This is a genomic window from uncultured Oscillibacter sp., from assembly GCF_950073225.1.
In the GTDB taxonomy this organism is placed as follows: domain Bacteria; phylum Bacillota; class Clostridia; order Oscillospirales; family Oscillospiraceae; genus Oscillibacter.
The window spans coordinates 1-15,671 of the sequence record NZ_CATMPS010000023.1 but is presented as its reverse complement, the minus strand read 5'-3'; the positions used below and the strand labels follow the sequence as shown (position 1 = coordinate 15,671).

The following is a 15,671-nucleotide window of genomic DNA, read 5'->3' as shown; positions in this document are numbered from 1 at the left end:
AGCAGGTGGCCACAAAGGAGATCAGCAGAAAAAACGGAACACAGTTCCAGACCGAACGGAGCAGGAGAAGAATTCGGTCTTTCCTCATTTCAACACCGCCTTATAGCCCAGTCCCCGCACGGTGACAATTTCAAAGGCATCACAACCCGAAAACTTGTCCCGCAGCTTGGTTATATACACATCCACAGCCCTGGGCGCGGTGGACGTCTCCACATCCCAAAATTCGTCCATGAGCTGTGTGCGGGTGAACGCCTTTTTCGGGTAGGAGAGCAGCTTATAGAGGATGTTAAACTCCCGATGGGTAAGGGGGCTCTCCGTTCCATCCAGATAAGCCGTGCGCTCGTCCGCGTCCAATACCAGACCGCCTGCCTCCAGCCTGTGGCTGCTGGCGATCCTGGCCCGCCGCAGCAGCGCCCCGATCCGGAGAAACAATTCATCCAAGTGGATGGGTTTCACCATATAATCGTCAATGCCCGCTCGGTAGCCCCGTTGCTTGGAGGCGAAATCATCCCGCGCCGTCATGAACAGGATGGGGACGTTGGTGTCCAGCTCCCGCACGGTCTGGGCAAATTCAAAGCCATCAACGCCAGGCATCATGATATCGGAAATAATCAAGTCAAAGGCAGCGGCATACATGGCGTCATAGGCATCGGTGGCGTTCAGGCAACCGGCCGCCTCATAGCCGCTCTGATTCAGGAATGTGCAGACCGACCGGTTAAGTTCCTTGTCGTCCTCAACCACCAATATTTTGAACATAAGCGTTCCTCCACAAGCTGTTTTGCCTATTATAGCATAGAACTGTTAAAGTTTTGTTTGCGTTTTTTACGCTTTTTCAAAAATTTATAAAAAATCTGACCTGCGCCAAGCGGAATGGCACAGGTCAGACCGGCTGTCAGGGTTCTTCTATCTTTTTACCTGCCGCTATCCGGGCTGCCTGCTCAGATGCGCGTTTTTCCGTCTCCGCCCGGGCGCTTTCCTCACGGGCCGCCTGCTCCGCTGCCAGCCGCTCCTTGGCCTCCTCAACGGTCTCGCCCTCATGGGTCAGGTACTTTGCCACAAACCAGTCCTCTACCTTTTGAAACCCACCGACGGCCCCCGCCTCAATTTTCTTGTAGCCGCCCACCACGCCGTCCTCGATCTTCTGAAATCCGCTGGTGACAATTTCTGCAATCTCCCCATTTGCGTTTTTCAAATCTGCCATTTTGATTTCCTCCTGGTATATTCAATCATTTTTCCGAAAATGGGTAGCCGCTGTAATCATAGCGGCAACAGCCGCAAAAGCGGCGCCGATAGCTGCGGCAATAGTAAACGCTTTTTTCATGAGTACTTCTCCTTTGTTATTTCAAGCCCTTGCAGACGGGAATCAGGCACAACAGCAGAATGATGCCAACAATTCCCACCGCAATGCCAGGGATCATCATGTTCCAAACCATGGTCATGCACATTCCAATGCCGAATACGACGGTGGAAAAGATACCAAACAATGTAGTCGCAATAGCTTTGCCGCTGAATACGATGGCAGGCTTGCCGTCCATTTTGCGGCGGACGAGCAGCATAACCAGCAGCACCACCAGCCCTACGGCCCCTATTACAACGCCCTGAGTCATGGCGTTCCACTCCGGCAGAAGGGCCATGCACATCCCCAAGGCGAACAGGATGCCGCCCACCACACTCATCATCAGGGTCACAAAATCCTTTTTCTTCATGTCTGAAAACCTCCGGTCGTTTTGATTTCAAGTGCGGTTACACTTGTTGGACGTATCATACCCCCCGATTGTTTTTGCAAGGTTTGAAAAGTGTTTGAGAATTGTTAAAATACAAAAAAGCACCGATGTGACTGATAGAAATCACACCGGTGCTTTTCTATTTATGGCAGCAGGGTACTCTCCAGGTCCGCCAGCATCAAATCCAGCGCGGTGACGCCGCCCTCGGCGGTGTACCACACAGCGGGATGGTCCAGATACACAATGTGCCCGTTTTTGTAGGCATCCGTTCCCATGACCAGCTCATTCTCCATGATCTCCTGGGCGAGCTGTGCGCCCTCTTTGGCAAGGGCGGTGTCACGGTCCATGACAAAGATGTACTCCGGGTTTTTGTCCACGATGAACTCAAAGGACGCCTCATTTCCGTGGGTGGAGGTATCAATGTTGGCATCCACGCCCACATTTTCAAATCCGATCTCCACGCCGATGATGGAGCAGCGGCCATCGTTGCCCAGGACGTTAAAGCCGCCGCTGGTACACAGGCCCACAATAGCATTCTTGCCCTCGGCAAAGGCTTTCAGCGTCTCAAGACGGCTGTCAAATCCCTCCATCAGCGCTGCTACCTGATCTTCCAGACCAAACATGGAAGCAATGGTGGCGGCATTTTTATGGACAGACTCCACCACGCCAAGGCTGCTGTCGGTAGCCAGATAGACCACGGGCGCGATTTCGCTGAGCGCGTCATAGGACTTGCTCAGACGCCCGCCGATGAAGATCACATCAGGCTCACAGACCATGACCGCCTCTAAATCGGCTTCTTTGATAGTGCCGAGGTTGGCAATATCATCACCCGTCACATAGCTTTGCAGATAGTCCAAGTGGATAGAGGCGGAGCCGACCACACGATCTCCCACGCCCAACGCATCCAGAATGTCCAGACTGGCCATATCCAGAACGGCGATGCGCTGGGGGTCATAGGGAACTTCCAGCTCCGCAGACTCCCGATTGCCGTTCAGGCTGGTGATGGTGATGGTTTCAGGAGCGGCGGGAGTTGAGGGTGTTTCAGAGGGAGCCGATTGATCGGAAACCGGAGCTGTACTGTTCTCCTGCTGGTTCGTATCAGGCGCACCGCCGGCCTGTCCGCCGCAGGCGGCGAGGCCAAGCACAAGCATGGCAGAGAGGAACAGGGACATCAATTTTTTCATAGTGTAATTCTCCTTTTCAATAAAAGTACCGAAAAATATGGGGGCTTAATAGTAGATGGACAGCGGACGGCCCGCGATCTCCATAATCTCAAAGTCCACGCCGTACACCTGGGATAGATTTTCCTTGGTCATCACCTCCTTTACCGTGCCGAACTTGGCAATCCTGCCGTCCTTAAACGCACAGATATAATCAGAATAGAATGCCGCGTAGTTGATCTCGTGCAGCACTAAAATCACCGTCTTGCCCAGCTCATCGCAGAGGCGACGGACGATTTTCATCATGTTGGTGGCGTGGTAAATATCCAGATTGTTGGTCGGTTCATCCAACAGAACATACTCTGTGTCCTGGGCAATCACCATGGCGATATACGCCCGCTGGCGCTGGCCGCCGGAAAGCTCGTCAATAAACTGATCCTCAAAGGCCCCCAATTCCATGTAGGAGATGGCCCGGTCGATGATCTCCTGGTCCTCCGCCGTGGTCCGCCCCCCGGAATAGGGAAAGCGTCCAAAAGTCACCAGCTCCCGAACCGTCAGCTTCATCTGGATATTGTTGGTCTGTGTCAGGATGGCCAGCCGTTTGGACAGCTCCCGGCTTTTCCATTTCCCGATGTCCGAACCTTCAAAATCCACCGTTCCGCCGTCCCGCGCGATCAGCCGGGAGATGATGCCCATGACGGTTGATTTTCCCGCTCCGTTGGGTCCAATCAAAGAAATCACTTTCCCTTTGGGAATGGCGAAGCTGACCTGGTTTACCACCGTTTTCCCATCGTACCGCTTGGTCAATTCTTTTACCTGCATGGTCAAGTCCTCCTGTTGGTAAGAAGTAAATAGAGGAAATACACGCCGCCGCCCACTGTAATAAATACGCTGACCGGGATCGTATAAGAGTAGGCGTGTTCCACAAGGAGCTGACCGCCCACTAATACGATCATGCCGAACAAAGCGGAGCCGAGAATCAACTGCGTGTGGCGATAGGTTTTCAATAGCTGCCGGGACAGGTTGGCGATGATGAGGCCAAGAAAGGAGATGGGGCCAACCATGGCGGTAGCCACAGCAATGCACAGCGTGACCCCCAGCAGCAGGCGGCGGACGCACCGGTCATAGTCCACGCCCAGGTTAATGGCCTGATCCTTCCCCAGCGTAATCACGTCCAGCAGGGCCAGCTCTCTCCGAAGGGCAAAAACAATAGCCGCCAGCACGAACAGCGATATGACAATGATCTCTGAGTTGATGTTGCTGAAGCTGGCCACCAGGGTCGCCAGAAGATTGTCGTACTCATTGGGGTCCATCACGCGGGTGAGGGTACTCTGGATGCTGGAAAAGAAAGAGGATAAAACTGTGCCGATGAGCAGTACATAGAGTACATTGTGCTTTGTCTTTTTGAACAGGAAACTGTAAACCACCGTTGCCACTACGCCCATCAGCACCAAGTCCACTGCAAACGAGCAGTTTGCGTTTGCGGCCAGAATACTGCCGGACCCCGCCGCAAAGACAACGGCGGTATGGATCAGCGTATAGAGGGAGTTCATACCCAGCAGGCAGGGGGTTACGATGGTATTGTTGATAACAGACTGAAACACGATAGACGCCCCGCCAATGGCAAAAGCGGTAATGAGCATAACGATCAATTTGGGAGAGCGTATCTTCATCGCATACTGAAATAGCTTTGCGTTGTCAAAATGTACGCCCACCAGCATATACCCTGCGGCGCACAACAGGACGAGCGCGGCAAGGACCGCCAACTTCTGCCGGTTGGCGCGCACTGCCTTTGTATTCATGCCGCACCGCCCCCTTTCCTGCTCAGGCGAATTGCTTTCCGCCCATGGCTGAGACGATAGAGCAGCAGGGCCACAAAAAGGACGCTTCCAATGATGCCGACGATCAATTCAATGGGCAGCTCATACGGAAAGATCACCATTCGGCCCACCATGTCGCACACCAGCACAAATAACGCTCCAAACAGGGCCGTATCGATCAATGTACCACGGATTTTATCTCCCTTGAACATCGCCACCAGATTGGGGACGATCAGGCCGATGTAGGAGATGGAGCCTACCACCACAACGATGGAGGCGGTGATCATCGCGGCAATCGTCAGCCCCAGGAACAGCACAAAGTTATATGGAACGCCGAGATTTTGTGAAAAGTCTTTCCCCATACCCACGATGTTGAAATGATTTGCAAACAAAAAGGCCAGCACCACCAGCGGAACCGTCAGCCAAACGATCTCATACCGTCCCCGCAGGACCATGGAGAAGTGGCCTACCAGCCAGGTAGAGAGCGCCTGCGTCATTTCATACTTGTACGCCAGATAATTTGTAATGCCGCCGATCACATTGCCGAACATGATGCCCACCAGCGGAACCATCACCACGTCCTTAAACTGGATGCGCTGAATGAACCAGACGAATATCCAGGTGCCGAGGACCGCAAAAGCAAAGGAAAATATGGCCCTCCCCCATAGGGTGGAATTGGGCATGAACAGCAGCGCCAGCAGGATACCGAACTGTGCGGAGGAAATGGTGGCCCCTGTGGTCGGAGAGACAAACTTGTTCATGCAGAGCTGCTGCATAATCAGGCCCGCCACACTCATGCCGATGCCGGTACAGAGAATTGCCAGGAGACGGGGCAGGCGGGAGATCAGGAATACTTCCAAATGCTCTCGGTCCCCCTGCAAAAGCCCTGATAAATCTACGTCCAGAACGCCAATAAACAGCGACCAAACGGCCAGCACCAGGAGCAGAGCGAACAAAACAATCGTAGTCAAATGTTTTTTAATGACAGCCACCTCCGCGAAAGTTAGTTATAGCTAACTATAAGGTACAAAGGAATGCGTCAGACGGCAATCTGAGAGACTCGCCCATCACGACGCACAGCGAAGTCAGTATAACACACTGGATTAGTCATACACAACCGCATGATTGAACAAGAAAAAAGCGGACAGAATGTGAAATTTTATCTATTATCTCTATAACCATCCAAGAAAAAAGCATCATATAAAATTTCCAATTTGTCCCTTGACAAAAGTAGCTGACTGTGTTAACGTTTGCTTTGTAGTTAGCAATACCTAACCAAAGTAGCAAGACGACCTCCTACTTTCTTTCTTCCCCCAAGGCTATCTCCCCTTGGGGCTTCTCTGACCGGAAAAGTTAGCTATAGCTAACTACAGCCAAAAATATTCTATAAAGGAGTGTTCGACATGAACAAGATCGCAATCGTATTCTGGAGCGGAACCGGCAACACGGAGGCTATGGCCAATTACATTGCCGAGGGCGTCCGGGCCGCTGGCGGCGAGGCGGAGCTGCTGGGGCCTGGGGATTTCTTGGCCAGTCAGTTCTCCGCTTACAGCGCCGTGGCCTTTGGGTGCCCCGCCATGGGCAGCGAGGTGCTGGAGGAGGCGGAGTTCGAGCCGATGTTTTCCGCTCTGGAGGGTTCCCTCGGCGGCAAGCGGATCGCGCTGTTTGGCTCCTATGGCTGGGGAGACGGCCAGTGGATGCGGGACTGGTGCGCCCGCTGTGACGATGCCGGGGCCAACCTCTTGGACGAAAACGGCCTGACGGTCAACGAGGCCCCGGACGCAGAGGGCGAGGAAGCCTGCAAGGAACTGGGCCGGAAGCTGGCGGCGTGGTGAGCAAGGACATTTCCCGGACCTTTGAGGCCGTGTTGGTCCGGCATTGCGCCCCCACGCTGGCGGGGATGAAACCGGGAAGCATTTTCTGTTTTCATCATTGCTCTCTGGAAGTTTCCCGACAGAAGGTTTGCCAATGGAACAAACAGTTGGAACCCTTTGGCCTTACCGTTCAGATACTTTTGGAGCGGCCCGGTTCCGGTTCGGTAATCGTCTTTGTGTACCGGCATGACCGTTTGGAACAAATGCTGTCTGACGATGCTTACCAGAGCTTTTTGGCGGAGGCCGGATATGAGAGGACAAACCTGGACGGTCTGCTGGAACAGCTTTCATACCGTCTGCGGACGCAGCCGGAGTTTCCCCATGAGATCGGCGTATTCCTGGGATACCCTCTCCGGGATGTGATCGGCTTTATTGAAAACCATGGCCGGAACTTTACCTGCTGCGGCTTCTGGAAATCCTACGGCGATCCGGCGGAAATGCAGGTGTGCTTCGCCTGCTACCGCAGGTGCATCCAGACCTATGTAGCCATGTTTGAGCAGGGAATCCCCATTGAGCGGCTGGCAGTCCCGGCATAAGAGGTGGTGATCAAAGTGGAATTACGGGCTTCCGGGGAGGACTATCTGGAAGCGGTCCTAATTTTAGGCCAGCGCATGGGACAGGTGCGGGCCATTGATGTGTCCCAATACCTGGGCTACGCCAAGACCAGCGTCAGCCATGGACTTCGGCTTTTGCGCCAGGGCGGGTTCCTCACCAGGGACGCGGACGGCTACCTGTACTTGACCGAGGTGGGCCAGGAAACGGCGGAGAAGATCTACGCAAAGCACCGCTTCTTTACCCAATGGCTGATTGATGCGGGCGTTGCGCCGGACACCGCAGAGAAAGACGCCTGCCGCATGGAGCACGCCATCAGCGAGGAAAGTTTTCGTAAGCTGATGCAGGCGCTGGAGCATCCGCAGGAAACTCCTTAATGCGGCATGATTGAATCAAAAGTTTGAAATAGCATACGGTTCGTCTTGACTCCCCGGGTTTTTGACAGATATAATTCACTCAATCCAAGCAAACGTTCATTCCTCATATACCAGCAGTGCCAGCAAAAACGGCGGTTTTCCGTCAGGTGGAGGTGATTCCGATGAAGCAGCACCGGTTCTGGGCCTGGGGCGCCGTCTTTTGCATGGTCATGGTGATGCTCACAGGGTACAAGCGCAAGTAAGAAAAAAATCAGGAGGAACTTCTATGGATTGTGATAAGTGTGTCAAAAACCTGGCTGTCTTTGCGGGCGGGGTACTGTTCGGCTCTGCCGGACTGAAGCTGCTGTCCAGCCGGGATGCGAAAAAAGCCTACACCCACGCCACAGCCGCCGCTCTGCGGATGAAGGAATCGGTCATGGAAACCGTGACCACTGTGCAGGAGAACGCTGCCGACATATTGGCCTCGGCCAAAGACCTCAACGCCCAGCGGGCGGAGCAGGAAGCTGCGGGTGTCTCTGGACAGGCGGAAGAGGCCTGACCCATACACAGGACAGGGGGCCGCGGCCTCCTGTCCTTTGCCCTTGGAGGTTGCAATGAAAATCATCATCAAACACCAAAGCCGGGGCCGTATCCGGGTCCAGATGGCCCAGCCCCGAATGTCTCTGGAGCAGGCCGATCTGCTGGAGTGCTATCTCCAAAAGCTGCCCGAGGTTATCCGTGCTTCCGTCCATGAGCGGACCCGGTGCGCCATTGTGGAATATCAAGGTTCCCAGACGGAGATTCTTTTGGCGTTCAGCCGGTTTTCCTATGAGATGGAGAACCTCCATCCCCCTGTCAGCAGCAGCCGCGCACTGAACCGGACGTATGAGGAAAAGCTGGTGGGCATGGCAGCGGCGAAAGCTGTCTCCGTCCTCTTTTTTCCCTCTCCGCTCCGGATCGCCTATACCGTTTGGAAAGCGATCCCGCACCTGTTTCGGGGTGTGCGCTGCCTCCTGCGGGGACAGATGGTTGTAGAGGTTCTGGATGCCCTCTCTATTGGAATCTCCCTGCTCCGTGGTGATTTCACCACCGCGTCCTCGGTTCGGTTCCTCTTGGGCCTTGGCGAGCTGCTGGAGGAATGGACCCACAAAAAGTCTGTCAGCGATCTGGCGCAATGTATGTCACTGAACATCGACCGGGTGTGGCTGAGAACGCCCCAGGGGGATGTCCTTACGCCGCTGTCCCAGATCCAGACGGGCGACCAGGTGTGTGTCCGGCTGGGCGGTCTGATTCCTCTGGACGGAGTGATTACAGAGGGCGAGGTCATGGTCAATCAGGCATCTCTCACAGGGGAATCCATTCCGGTCCCCAAGCGGGCGGGCATGACTGTTTACGCTGGGACAGTGGTGGAGGAGGGCGAGTGCGTTCTCCAAGTCTCCGGCCAGTCAGGCAGCAGCCGGTATGACAAGATCGTGGCGATGATCGAACAGTCGGAGTCCCTGAAATCCACAGCGGAGAGCCGCGCGGCAAATCTGGCGGACCGGCTGGTACCCTATACCTTGGCGGGCAGTCTGCTCACTTATTTGCTGACCCGGAATGTCTCCCGCGCCCTGTCTGTTCTCATGGTGGACTTCTCCTGCGCCCTGAAGCTGGCAATGCCCCTGGCTGTCCTCTCCGCCATGCGGGAGGCCGGCGGGTTCCATGTGACGGTGAAGGGCGGCAAGTACCTGGAAACGGTTGCCCAGGCGGACACGGTGGTCTTTGACAAGACCGGCACACTGACCCATGCCTGCCCGGTGGTTGCGGAGGTCATTCCCTTCGGTGGGCAGGACGAGGCGGATATGCTGCGGTTGGCCGCCTGCCTGGAGGAGCATTTCCCCCATTCCATGGCTAACGCGGTCGTCCAGGCCGCGCGGGAGCGGGGGCTGTCCCATGAGGAAATGCACTCCGAGGTGGAGTACATTGTGGCTCACGGTATTGTCAGCGAAGTCAATGGCCGGCGTGTGATTATCGGAAGCACCCACTTTGTCTTTGAGGACGAACATTGTGCCATTCCAGAGGGGGAACAGGAGCGTTACGATTCTCTGCCAAATCAATATTCCCATCTGTATCTGGCCATCGGCGGCGTGCTGTCCGCTGTGGTCTGTATCTCCGATCCCCTGCGACCAGAGGCGGGATCTGTGATCCGGCAGCTTCGCGGGTTGGGCATCCGGCGGGCCGTTATGCTCACCGGAGACAGCGAGCGCACCGCCGCCGCCATTGCCGCAGAGGTAGGGGTGGACGAATACCATGCGGAAATTCTGCCTGCGGATAAGGCCAGCTTTGTGGAGGCGGAACGGGCGAAAGGCCATACGGTCATCATGATCGGGGATGGCATCAACGATTCCCCGGCACTGTCCAAGGCCAATGTGGGCATTGCTATCAGTGACGGCGCGGCCATTGCCAGAGAGATTGCGGACATCACCATTGCGGCGGATGATCTCCATGAGCTGGTCAGCCTGCGGCGGATCGCTGGCAAACTAACCGTGCGTATCCGCTCCAATTACCGCTTTGTCATGGGCTTCAACGGCTCCCTGATTGCCCTTGGAGCATTTGGCGTCCTGCCTCCGGCTACCTCCGCCATGCTGCATAACCTCTCTACGTTAGGCGTCAGCCTGCGGAGCATGACGAATCTGCTGGAGCCAAGTTGAAACAGCATAGGGAAAACCGGCCCCATAAGCCTTGGGGCCGGTTTTCCCTATGCTGTCAGATTGATTTCAAAGGACAATTTTCACAGCTAATGTTGTCTTTTCCACCAGCGGCATGGGCTTTGATTTTTTCAAAAGTCTCATCACTCAGATCATGCTCTACTTTGCAGGCGTCCGCCGCCGCTGTCTCCGGGGAAATGCCCAACTGAATAAAAACCTGCGTCAGCAGCTTGTGCCTGTCATAGATACGCTGGGCAATTTCTTCACCGGGAGGCAAAAGCGTAATATAGCCGTCATCGTCCATGTGGATATATCCGTTCTCCCGGAGATTTCGCATTGCGATGCTGACGCTGGGCTTGGAAAAGCCCAATTCATGGACAATATCAATGGAGCGCACCATCCCATGATCTTCCCGGAGTTTTAAGATCGCCTCTAAATAGTCCTCAGCCGATTCGTGGATATTCACAAAAAATCCTCCTTCCACGGAAACCTCTGTGCATAGGTTAGCACATTCTAACCAAAAATGCAAGTTTTTTTGAAAAGGGTCTTGACATTGGCAGTTAGCGGTAGTAAACTAAGGCCGATTTCAAGGTTAGAATTTACTAACCATGTCCCGGAGGAGGCGAGGCAATGATGCCGCTGACAATGGCAAAGGCAGGAGAAACCGCGACTATCCGCAAAATCTCCGGCAAGGACGAGGTGCGCCAGCATCTGGCGGAGCTGGGATTTGTGGTGGACAGCGATGTGACGGTGGTCAGCGAGATTGGAGGAAATCTGATCGTGCAGGTAAAGGACAGCCGCATCGCGCTGGATAAGACCATGGCAAACCGCATTATGGTTTAAGAAATCAAAAAGGAGGAGAGCAGCATGAAAACATTAAAAGATGTGAAGGTGGGCGAAACCGTGACTGTGGCGAAGCTCCACGGCGAAGGCCCGGTGAAGCGCCGGATCATGGATATGGGCATCACCAAGGGTGTGGAGATTTTCGTCCGTAAGGTGGCGCCCCTGGGCGACCCCATGGAGCTGAACGTCCGGGGCTACGAGTTGTCTGTCCGCAAGGGCGACGCGGAGATGATCGAGGTCAACTAAATTTTTTTGACCATAAGTTAGGCTTATCTAACATTTGAGAGGAGAGAATCGAAATGGACATCAAAATTGCCCTGGCGGGCAATCCCAACTGCGGCAAGACCACGCTGTTCAACGCCCTCACCGGCTCCAGCCAGTATGTGGGCAACTGGCCCGGCGTCACCGTAGAGAAGAAGGAGGGCCGGTTGAAGGGTCACAAGGACGTGGTGATCCAGGACCTGCCCGGTATCTACTCCCTGTCCCCCTACACCCTGGAGGAAGTGGTGGCCCGGTCCTATCTGGTAAACGAGAAGCCGGACGCCATCCTCAACATTGTGGACGGCACCAACATCGAGCGAAATCTGTACCTCACCACCCAGCTCATCGAGCTGGGCATGCCCGTGGTAGTGGCGGTGAACATGATCGACCTGGTGCGGAAGAACGGCGACACCATCAACCTCAATAAGCTGGGCGAGGCCCTGGGCTGTGAGGTAGTGGAGATGAGCGCCCTCAAGGGCGAGGGCGGCATGGCGGCGGCGGAAAAGGCCGTGGCCTTGGCCCAGAGTAAGCAGACCGGGGAACTGCCCCATGTGTTCACGGGCAGCGTGGAACACGCCCTGGCTCACATCGAGGAGTCCATCCAGGGCAAGGTATCGGAGGGCTACCTCCGCTGGTACGCCATCAAGATTTTCGAGCGGGATGAAAAGGTCCTGGAGGAGTTGAACCTCTCCGCCGACCTGAAAGCCCACCTGGAACAGCACATCGCCGACTGCGAGAAGGAGCTGGACGATGACGCAGAGTCTATTATCACCAATCAGCGGTATTCTTACATCAACTCTGTGGTCACCAAGGCGGTGAAGAAAAAGGCGGCAAAAGGCAGCCTGTCCGTCTCGGACAAGATCGACCAGATCGTCACCAACCGTATCCTGGCCCTGCCCATTTTTGCTGCGGTCATGTTCTGCATCTATGCCATCGCCATGGGCGGCTGGGCTATCTCCATCGGCACCATGGGGACTGATTGGGCTAATGACGTCCTCTTTGGCGAGTGGGTCCCCGGCCTGTTTGATACTATCCTGGGCGCTTTGGGCGTAGCCGAGGGCGGCTGGCTCTACGGCTTGATCCAGGACGGCATTGTGGCCGGCGTGGGCGCGGTGCTGGGCTTTGTGCCTCAAATGCTGGTGCTGTTCCTGCTGCTGGCTATCCTGGAGGACGTGGGCTATATGGCCCGTGTGGCCTTCATCATGGACCGCATCTTCCGCCGCTTTGGCCTGTCCGGCAAGAGCTTCATCCCCATGCTGGTGGCAACCGGCTGCGGCGTCCCCGGCATCATGGCCTCACGGACCATCGAACAAGACCGGGACCGGAAGATGACCATCATGACCACCGGCTTCATCCCCTGCGGGGCGAAAATGCCCATCATCGGTTTGTTCGCGGGCGCAGTGTTCGGCGGTGCGGCTTGGGTGGCGACCTCCGCGTTCTTTATCGGCATCGCTGCCGTGGTCATTTCCGGCATCATGCTGAAGAAATTCAAGGCTTTCGCTGGGGAACCCGCCCCCTTCGTTATGGAGCTGCCCGCCTACCACGCCCCTTCCGCCTCTAACGTCCTGCGGGCCACCTGGGAGCGGGGCTGGTCCTTCATCAAGCGGGCGGGAACCATCATCCTGCTCAGCTCCATCGTCCTCTGGTTCCTCCAGGGCTATGGCTTTGAAAACGGCGTATTCCAGGCCGTGGAGGACAACAACAGCTCCCTTCTGGCCTCCATCGGCAGCGGTGTTGCCATCATCTTCGCACCCCTGGGTTGGGTGGGCGATATGGCCTGGAAAGCCACCGTGGCCACGGTCACCGGCCTGATTGCCAAGGAGGAAGTGGTCAACACCTTTGGTGTACTCTATCAGTACGCCGGAGAGGCGGACCTGATGGAGGACGCCAGCGGCATCTACGCCGCCGTGGGTGCGGACTTCGGGGCCATGGCAGCCTATTCCTTCATGATCTTCAATCTGCTGTGCGCCCCCTGCTTCGCCGCCATGGGCGCCATCAAGCGGGAGATGAACAACGCCAAGTGGACCTTGGGCGCCATCGGGTATATGTGCGGCTTCGCCTATGTGGTGAGCCTGATTGTGTTCCAGCTGGGCGGACTGGTCACCGGAGAAGCGGTATTTGGCCTTGGAACTGTTGTGGCTCTGGTATTGCTGGCGGGAATCCTCTTTCTGTTGTTCCGCAAAGGTTATCAGGGCGAGGAAAGTACCCGGCGGCTGACCTCTGTGGCTGCCGCACAGTGAGGGGTAATGAAACATGACTCTTGGAGAAATTGTCGTTCTGCTGGTACTGGCAGGCGTTGTGGCACTGGCTGTCCGGTCTTTGTGGAAGTCACGCAAGTCCGGCGGAGGCTGCAACGGCGACTGCGGGAACTGTAAGGGCTGTCACTGAAAACTTCAAATTTTACAAGACACGGTGAGGAGGCATGGGCAGCGAAATCTGCTCATGCCTTCTCTCATTTGAGGAGGAACCATTCTATGGCAGAATTACGGGAAGCCCATCTTCGCTATCTGCTGGCGATCTACGAATTGGGCAAAAGCACTCCAGACGTGGGGACGCAGGCCGTGGCAAAGGCTTTGAACTGCTCGAAAGCCTCTGTCACGAAAATGATGGCTACTCTGATGGATATGAATCTTCTGGTGCGGGAGAAATACGGAAAAATCTACCTGACAGGTACCGGCTTTCTGCTGGCAAAGGATATGCTCCAGTGTATCGAGCTGATACGTGAACGGCTTCCGGCGATGGGGTTTGATTTGACCGAGGAAGAAGTGCGGGATTTTGTGCGTACAATGGTGGTAAATCTGCCTGAGCATTGCCGGAGGCGGCTGGTTGGCAGAATGTGACAGCGGGAGGATTTGAACGGTTCATTTCGGAGCATAATTTTCAGGTCAGGCAAACAGCCCCGCTTGGCGGAAGCCTTGCGTCGCTGTGCTATTTGGAGGCGAGTATTCAGAAATGACAAAGAATGTGATCCTTGAACTGCTCCTTCCCTTCCTGGGAACTTCATTGGGAGCAGGATGCGTGTTCTTCTTAAAAAGAGGAATGAATCTGCTGGTTCAGCGGGCCTTGACCGGCTTTGCGGCGGGTGTCATGGTGGCGGCATCTGTCTGGAGTCTGCTGGTCCCCGCCATGGAACAGGCGGAGGATATGGGCCAATGGGCCTTTTTCCCGGCAGTTGCGGGGTTCTGGCTGGGTGTCCTGTTTCTGCTGGTACTGGACAGGACAATCCCCCACCTGCACCAGAACAGCAGTCAGCCGGAAGGTCCCCACACCCGCTTAAAACGGACCACCATGCTGGTGCTGGCCGTCACCCTCCACAACATCCCGGAGGGGATGGCGGTGGGCGTGGTGCTGGCGGGTTGGATGGCCGGGAACGATACCATCACCGCCACTGCAACGATGGCTCTGTCCATCGGCATCGCCATTCAGAATTTCCCGGAGGGGGCGATCATCTCCATGCCCCTCCAGGCAGAGGGAGTGGGAAAAGGCCGCGCTTTCCTATACGGCGTACTCTCCGGCATCGTGGAGCCTTTGGCGGCGGTCCTGACCATGCTGGCGGCAGGATTGATCCTGCCCGCTCTGCCTTATCTGCTCGGTTTTGCTGCGGGAGCGATGATCTATGTAGTAGTGGAGCAACTGATCCCGGAGGCATCCGCCGGGGAACATTCCAACCTGGGAACGATGTTCTTCGCGGCGGGATTTACCATCATGCTGGCGCTGGATGTGGCGTTGGGATAAAAGGGGCTTGACAAATTTTCTTCTGTCTGCTATTCTATAACAGTGATATATAACGCCGTTATAAGTGAGGTATACCATGGAAGGACGGAGTGAAACTTTAACCCGTATCCATCAGGCGGCAATGGAGGAATTTCTGGAAAAGGGCTTTGCGGACGCCTCCCTGCGACAAATCGTCAAGAATGCCGGAGTGACGACCGGAGCCTTTTACGGGTACTACTCCAGCAAGGAGGCCCTGTTCACCGCCTTGGTAGAACCTCATGCGGCGGCGGTCATGGGAATGTTCATGCGGGCACAGACGGCGTTCTCCGAACTGCCGGAGGCGGAACAGCCCAGCCATGTAGGGGTAGAATCCAGTGATTGCGTAAAGGAAATGCTGGGCTATGTGTACCAGCATCTTGACCCGTTCAGATTGTTGATCTGCAAGGCCCAGGGCACTGGATATGAAAACTTTATCCACAACATGGTAGAGATCGAAGTGGAAGCCACCCAGCGTTTCATGGAAGTCCTGCGCAGACAGGGCCGGGACATCCCAGAGCTGGACGATCAGCTCTGCCACATCATTGCCAGCGGGATGTTCCACGGGATATTCGAGGTCGTGGTCCACGATATGCCCTATGACCGGGCAAAGCACTATGTCAAACAGCTCCAGGATTTTTTCC

Annotated in this window: 20 protein-coding genes; 12 read left to right on the top strand and 8 right to left on the bottom strand. The window is 55.5% G+C overall.

Going from position 1 to position 15,671, the window contains the following annotated elements:
- Positions 1–84: 84 nt before the first annotated feature.
- The 7 genes from Q1M04_RS11145 to Q1M04_RS11115 form a co-directional block, all read right to left on the bottom strand.
- Complete coding sequence (locus Q1M04_RS11145; protein ID WP_300447812.1) at positions 85–756, bottom strand: response regulator transcription factor; 672 nt, start codon at positions 754–756, stop codon at positions 85–87.
- A gap of 136 nt (positions 757–892) precedes the next feature.
- Entirely contained in the window at positions 893–1,201 is a 309-nt protein-coding gene (locus Q1M04_RS11140; protein WP_366140826.1) for a hypothetical protein, read from the bottom strand.
- A gap of 136 nt (positions 1,202–1,337) precedes the next feature.
- A complete protein-coding gene (locus tag Q1M04_RS11135) occupies positions 1,338–1,706 on the bottom strand; it encodes a hypothetical protein (RefSeq protein ID WP_300447809.1) in 369 nt (122 codons plus the stop codon).
- A gap of 161 nt (positions 1,707–1,867) precedes the next feature.
- Complete coding sequence (locus tag Q1M04_RS11130; protein ID WP_300447806.1) at positions 1,868–2,908, bottom strand: siderophore ABC transporter substrate-binding protein; 1,041 nt, start codon at positions 2,906–2,908, stop codon at positions 1,868–1,870.
- Between the two features lie 45 nt (positions 2,909–2,953).
- Positions 2,954–3,706 carry an ABC transporter ATP-binding protein gene (locus Q1M04_RS11125; protein WP_300447803.1) on the bottom strand — a complete coding sequence of 251 codons (753 nt, stop codon included), beginning with the start codon at positions 3,704–3,706 and terminating at the stop codon, positions 2,954–2,956.
- Between the two features lie 2 nt (positions 3,707–3,708).
- Positions 3,709–4,686 carry an iron chelate uptake ABC transporter family permease subunit gene (locus tag Q1M04_RS11120; RefSeq protein WP_300447800.1) on the bottom strand — a complete coding sequence of 326 codons (978 nt, stop codon included), beginning with the start codon at positions 4,684–4,686 and terminating at the stop codon, positions 3,709–3,711.
- Positions 4,683–5,642, bottom strand: coding sequence for an ABC transporter permease (locus tag Q1M04_RS11115; RefSeq protein ID WP_300447842.1), 960 nt, complete (start codon positions 5,640–5,642; stop codon positions 4,683–4,685). Before Q1M04_RS11115 ends, Q1M04_RS11120 begins: the two co-directional genes overlap by 4 nt.
- 465 nt (positions 5,643–6,107) lie before the next feature.
- On the opposite strand from Q1M04_RS11115, the gene Q1M04_RS11110 reads away from it, so the two are divergent.
- From Q1M04_RS11110 to Q1M04_RS11090, 5 genes are all read left to right on the top strand, one after another.
- The gene (locus tag Q1M04_RS11110) at positions 6,108–6,539 is read left to right on the top strand and encodes a flavodoxin (protein ID WP_160573181.1); all 432 of its coding nucleotides are present in this window, start codon (positions 6,108–6,110) and stop codon (positions 6,537–6,539) included.
- On the top strand, positions 6,533–7,114 hold the full coding sequence (locus tag Q1M04_RS11105) for a DUF3793 family protein (protein WP_300561492.1): 582 nt from the start codon (positions 6,533–6,535) through the stop codon (positions 7,112–7,114). Before Q1M04_RS11110 ends, Q1M04_RS11105 begins: the two co-directional genes overlap by 7 nt.
- Before the next feature lie 15 nt (positions 7,115–7,129).
- Positions 7,130–7,507: a metal-dependent transcriptional regulator gene (locus Q1M04_RS11100; RefSeq protein WP_300347292.1), complete on the top strand. Its 378-nt coding sequence runs from the start codon at positions 7,130–7,132 to the stop codon at positions 7,505–7,507.
- Positions 7,508–7,772: 265 nt separating this feature from the next.
- A complete protein-coding gene (locus Q1M04_RS11095; RefSeq protein WP_300347290.1) occupies positions 7,773–8,045 on the top strand; it encodes a DUF6110 family protein in 273 nt (90 codons plus the stop codon).
- Positions 8,046–8,100: 55 nt separating this feature from the next.
- A complete protein-coding gene (locus Q1M04_RS11090) occupies positions 8,101–10,176 on the top strand; it encodes a heavy metal translocating P-type ATPase (protein ID WP_300347288.1) in 2,076 nt (691 codons plus the stop codon).
- Positions 10,177–10,231: 55 nt separating this feature from the next.
- On the opposite strand, the gene Q1M04_RS11085 is transcribed toward Q1M04_RS11090, so the two are convergent.
- Positions 10,232–10,639, bottom strand: coding sequence for a metal-dependent transcriptional regulator (locus Q1M04_RS11085; RefSeq protein WP_300347286.1), 408 nt, complete (start codon positions 10,637–10,639; stop codon positions 10,232–10,234).
- A gap of 164 nt (positions 10,640–10,803) precedes the next feature.
- Between Q1M04_RS11085 and Q1M04_RS11080 the strand changes: the two genes are divergently transcribed.
- The 7 genes from Q1M04_RS11080 to Q1M04_RS11050 all read left to right on the top strand — a co-directional run.
- A complete protein-coding gene (locus Q1M04_RS11080) occupies positions 10,804–11,016 on the top strand; it encodes a FeoA family protein (RefSeq protein WP_300347283.1) in 213 nt (70 codons plus the stop codon).
- 24 nt (positions 11,017–11,040) lie between these two features.
- The gene (locus tag Q1M04_RS11075) at positions 11,041–11,262 is read left to right on the top strand and encodes a FeoA family protein (protein WP_300347281.1); all 222 of its coding nucleotides are present in this window, start codon (positions 11,041–11,043) and stop codon (positions 11,260–11,262) included.
- A gap of 53 nt (positions 11,263–11,315) precedes the next feature.
- Positions 11,316–13,517 carry a ferrous iron transport protein B gene (gene feoB / locus Q1M04_RS11070; RefSeq protein ID WP_300447790.1) on the top strand — a complete coding sequence of 734 codons (2,202 nt, stop codon included), beginning with the start codon at positions 11,316–11,318 and terminating at the stop codon, positions 13,515–13,517.
- A gap of 13 nt (positions 13,518–13,530) precedes the next feature.
- Positions 13,531–13,665, top strand: a complete 135-nt coding sequence (locus tag Q1M04_RS11065) for a FeoB-associated Cys-rich membrane protein (RefSeq protein ID WP_300347278.1) — start codon at positions 13,531–13,533, stop codon at positions 13,663–13,665.
- Between the two features lie 86 nt (positions 13,666–13,751).
- Positions 13,752–14,117, top strand: a complete 366-nt coding sequence (locus Q1M04_RS11060; protein WP_300447786.1) for a MarR family transcriptional regulator — start codon at positions 13,752–13,754, stop codon at positions 14,115–14,117.
- Between the two features lie 112 nt (positions 14,118–14,229).
- On the top strand, positions 14,230–15,012 hold the full coding sequence (locus Q1M04_RS11055; RefSeq protein WP_300447783.1) for a ZIP family metal transporter: 783 nt from the start codon (positions 14,230–14,232) through the stop codon (positions 15,010–15,012).
- Between the two features lie 76 nt (positions 15,013–15,088).
- Positions 15,089–15,671: TetR/AcrR family transcriptional regulator (locus Q1M04_RS11050; RefSeq protein ID WP_300447780.1), on the top strand; the 583-nt coding region annotated here is incomplete at its 3' end.